Genomic DNA, 3,662 nt, shown 5'->3' with positions numbered 1-3,662 from the left:
TGCGGATCGGCGGCTTCGGCGGCGTGGACGGACTGCGGACCTGGTTGTCGGACAATCGCATCGAGGTCGTGGTCGACGCCACCCATCCGTTCGCGGCCGGTATCACCGACCATGCCGCCGCGGCCGCCGCGAGTCTGGGGCTGCCGATCCTGCACGTGCGCCGACCGGGCTGGACGCAGCGCCCGGGGGACCGCTGGATCCGGGTGCCGGATCTGTCCGCCGCCGCGACAGCCGTTGCCGGACTGGGGGACCGGATCTTCCTCACCATCGGCCGCCAGGGCGTGAGCGCCTTCGCCGCGCTGCGCGCGCACTGGTTCCTCATCCGGGCCATCGATCCGCCCGAGGACGCGCTGCCGCCCCGGCACGAACTGCTGCTGGCACGCGGCCCGTTCACCGTCGCCGACGAAACGGCGCTACTCGCGGCGCATCGGATCACCGCCCTGGTCACCAAGGACAGCGGCGGCGCGCAGACCGAGGCCAAACTCGACGCCGCGCGCGCCCGCGGGCTGCCCGTGGTCGTGGTGGACCGCCCGCCGCTGCCGGCGGGGGCGCGGTCGGTGGAAACCGTGGCTGCCGCCTGGGATTGGCTGCGCGCGGCGCACCGGCTCAGGTGAGCCGACTGGTCTCGCTGAGCAGTTCGGGCAGCCGGTCGAACCATTCCAGCACCGCGCGTTCGTAGCGGATGCCGAAATCCAGGGTGGCCCGCTCGAACGGGGACTGCCGCTGCTCGTCGTGACCGGTGAGGTATCCGGCCAGGCGCTGTTCGTGGATCTCCCGGTTGGCGTCGATGATGCGGCGCAGCCGGTCGGGTTCCACGAAGTCGCCGAAGGACAGGGTGAGCAGCAGCGGCACCCGGATGGTCTCCGCGCCCGGATCGCGGGCGATCCACTGGGCGAACGCCTCGCGGCCCGCCTCGGTGATCCGGTAGGGGGTGCGGTCGCGCGCGCCGGCCTCGCCCTTGTCCACCAGGCCGTGCTGATGCATGGTGGCGAGTTCGCGATACACCTGGCTCTGGGTGATGGTCCAGAAGTCACCGATCTTGTCCTGGGCCAGGGCGACCAGATCCCAGCCGGACATGGGGCCCTGGTGCAGGAATCCCAATAGCGACGCGGCCGTCGAATTGAGCGGGCGTTGCGATGCGTCTGCCACCTGCACTCCCTTCCTCCGGGCCATCTTCCACTATGGAATATTAATCGGTGTAGCGGCGGGAGGTGAAGACGCGTGGCCCACCCGGCGCCTCGAACACCGTGGTGCTCGACGCGCCCACGATGAGCAGGGTACGCATATCCACCTCGGCCGGATCCAGCTCCGCCAGGGCCACCACCCGCACCGATTCGGTCGGGCCGCCCACATCGCGGCCGAGCACCACCGGGGTATCGGGTTTGCGGTGTTCGAGCACCAGCTCCCGCATGGCCGCCACCTGCCAGGTGCGCTGCGAGGAGGCCGGGTTGTAGACGGCGAAGGCCATATCGGCGGCGGCCACGGCGGCGATCCGACGCGCCACCACCTCCCACGGCTTGAGGCGGTCCGACAGCGAGATCATGGCGAAGTCGTGACCCAGCGGTGCGCCGACCCGGCTCGCGACCGCACTGGCCGCGGTCATCCCGGGCAGCACCCGCACCGGAACATCGCGCCACTGCGGATCTGCCGACTCCTCGATCACGGCCGCCGCCATGGCGAAGACGCCGGGATCGCCGGAGGACACCACCGCCACCCTGCCCCCGCGCTTGGCCAGATCCAGGGCCATGGCCGCGCGCTCGGACTCCACGCGGTTGTCACTGGCGTGGCGGCGCTGCCCCGGACGCTCGGGGACACGATTCACATAGGTGCTGTAGCCGACGATGTCGGTGGCCTCGGCCAGTGCCCGCATGACCTCGGGGGTGGTCCATTCGGCCGCGCCGGGACCGAGGCCGACCACGACCACCTCGCCGTGCGCCGCGTGCCCGTCGGTCACGGGTTCTGGCGTGGCGCTCGTCGAGTGCGCGGAGCCGGTCGCCTGTGCTCGCGCCGCAGGGCGTGCGGGGGCCCCGAAAAGCGGGGCGTCGGTGTCGGACGGGCCGTCCGACGTCGCGGGCCGTATCGGGGTCACGCCGCGGGGTGCGTTCTCCGTCGCGGGTTCCGGGCGGGGGGAGGCCGGGGCCGGAGCGGTGGTGGGCGCGTCGCCATGTTCGGCGCGCCGCTCGACGGTCGCGGTGATGACCGGGATCGGGGTCGCCGGTTCAGGGCCGGGCAGGACGGTGATCGCGAAATACGGCACGCTGGCGTCGTCCACGTCGGCGGCGCGCAGCACGCGCTGGCGGGTGCTGCTGGCACGTTCCACGTAGTAGGCGTCGTCGAGTCGCCCGGCATCGGAGAGGGCTTGGCGCACACCGGGATAGGTGCGGCCCAGTTTCATGATGGCGGCGGCGTCGGTTTCCCGGAGGCGGCGGGTGAGCTCGTCCACCGGCAGGGTGCCGGGCAGCACCGTCAGCACCTGGTCGCCCTCGACCAGCGGGGTGCCCAGCGCCGCCGAGGCCGCGCTCACCGAGGTGACGCCCGGAATGATCTCGGTGTCGAAGCGGTCGGCGAGGCGGCGGTGCATATGCATGAAGGAGCTGTAGAACAGCGGGTCACCGGCGGCGAGCAGGGCCACCGACCGGCCGGCGGCCAGATGGTCCGCCAGCAGGGCGGCGGCGGATTCGTAGAACTCGTCGATCGCGCCCTGATAGCCGCCGGGATGGTCGGTGGTCTCGGTGGTCACCGGATAGACCAGATGCTCCTCGAGCTGGCCCGCGCGCATATACGGTGCCGCGATGCCGCGGGAGATGCTGCGGCCGTGGCGGGCACTGTGGAAGGCGATCACATCGGCCGCGCCGATCACCCGCGCCGCCTTGACCGTCACCAGTTCCGGATCGCCCGGTCCCAGTCCGACACCCCAGAGCTTGCCGCTCATTCCTGTTCGCTCGCAATCGCATTGAGGGCGGCGGCGGTGATGGCACTGCCACCCCGGCGGCCGCGCACCGTCAGAAATTCCACGCCGCCGTATTCCGCCAGGGCCTGCTTGGATTCGGCCGCGCCGATGAAGCCGACCGGAATCCCGAGCACCGCGGCCGGGCGCGGCGCACCCGCGTCCAGCATGTCCAGCAGATGGAACAGCGCGGTCGGCGCGTTCCCGATGGCCACCACCGCCCCGTCGAGCCGGTCCCGCCACAGCTCCAGCGCCGCCGCCGAGCGTGTATTGCCCAGCGCCGCCGCCAATTCCGGCACCCTCGGATCATCCAGCAGGCACAGCACCTCGTTGTCGGCGGGCAGCCGCTTGCGCGTCACCCCCGACGCCACCATCTTGGCGTCGCACAGAATCGGCGCACCGCCCCGCAGCGCCGCCCGCGCCTTCGCCACCACATCGGTGCTGAATTCCACGTCGGCGGCCAGATCCACCTGCCCGCAAGCGTGGATCATCCGCACCACCACCTGCGACACGTCCGCCGGAAACCGCGCCAGCTCCGCCTCCGCGCGAATGGTGGCGAACGAGCGCCGATAGATCTCGGCCCCGTCGGTGAGGTAGCTGGCACGCACGTCGGACATGGCGTCCAGACTAAGAGGAGCGCGCGCGACCCCCGCGCGCCGGGTACGGGCTGTGAACCCGAACCGAGTGCGAACTTCCTGCCGTACGCACCCACCTG

4 protein-coding genes are annotated in these 3,662 nt (G+C 71.7%); 1 reads left to right on the top strand and 3 read right to left on the bottom strand.

The features are described from left to right. A partial coding sequence (locus QK444_RS34055; protein ID WP_282786129.1) for a cobalt-precorrin-6A reductase occupies positions 1-614 on the top strand: 614 nt, incomplete at its 5' end. Here QK444_RS34055 and QK444_RS34050 read toward each other — a convergent pair. Genes QK444_RS34050 through QK444_RS34040 form a run of 3 tightly spaced genes read right to left on the bottom strand, consistent with a single transcriptional unit; the run spans position 607 to position 3,564 of the window. Next, complete coding sequence (locus QK444_RS34050; protein WP_282786128.1) at positions 607-1,173, bottom strand: PadR family transcriptional regulator; 567 nt, start codon at positions 1,171-1,173, stop codon at positions 607-609. The two genes, QK444_RS34055 and QK444_RS34050, sit on opposite strands and share 8 nt — an antisense overlap. 16 nt (positions 1,174-1,189) lie before the next feature. Continuing rightward, positions 1,190-2,932 (bottom strand): precorrin-2 C(20)-methyltransferase, encoded by a 1,743-nt coding sequence (locus tag QK444_RS34045; protein ID WP_282786127.1) that lies wholly within the window; start codon positions 2,930-2,932, stop codon positions 1,190-1,192. Further along, positions 2,929-3,564 carry a precorrin-8X methylmutase gene (locus QK444_RS34040; RefSeq protein WP_282786126.1) on the bottom strand — a complete coding sequence of 212 codons (636 nt, stop codon included), beginning with the start codon at positions 3,562-3,564 and terminating at the stop codon, positions 2,929-2,931. Before QK444_RS34040 ends, QK444_RS34045 begins: the two co-directional genes overlap by 4 nt. Positions 3,565-3,662: the final 98 nt, after the last annotated feature.

The organism is Nocardia sp. CC201C, from assembly GCF_030010695.1.
GTDB classification, from domain to species: domain Bacteria; phylum Actinomycetota; class Actinomycetes; order Mycobacteriales; family Mycobacteriaceae; genus Nocardia; species Nocardia otitidiscaviarum.
Note: the sequence above shows the minus strand (reverse complement) of the source record. Positions and strands in the feature narration are given on the sequence as shown.

Coding starts and splice junctions, on each gene's coding strand:
- QK444_RS34050 (WP_282786128.1), bottom strand. CDS start 1,173: ATGGCCCGGAGGAAGGGAGTGCAGGTGGCAGACGCATCGCAACGCCCG.
- QK444_RS34045 (WP_282786127.1), bottom strand. CDS start 2,932: ATGAGCGGCAAGCTCTGGGGTGTCGGACTGGGACCGGGCGATCCGGAA.
- QK444_RS34040 (WP_282786126.1), bottom strand. CDS start 3,564: ATGTCCGACGTGCGTGCCAGCTACCTCACCGACGGGGCCGAGATCTAT.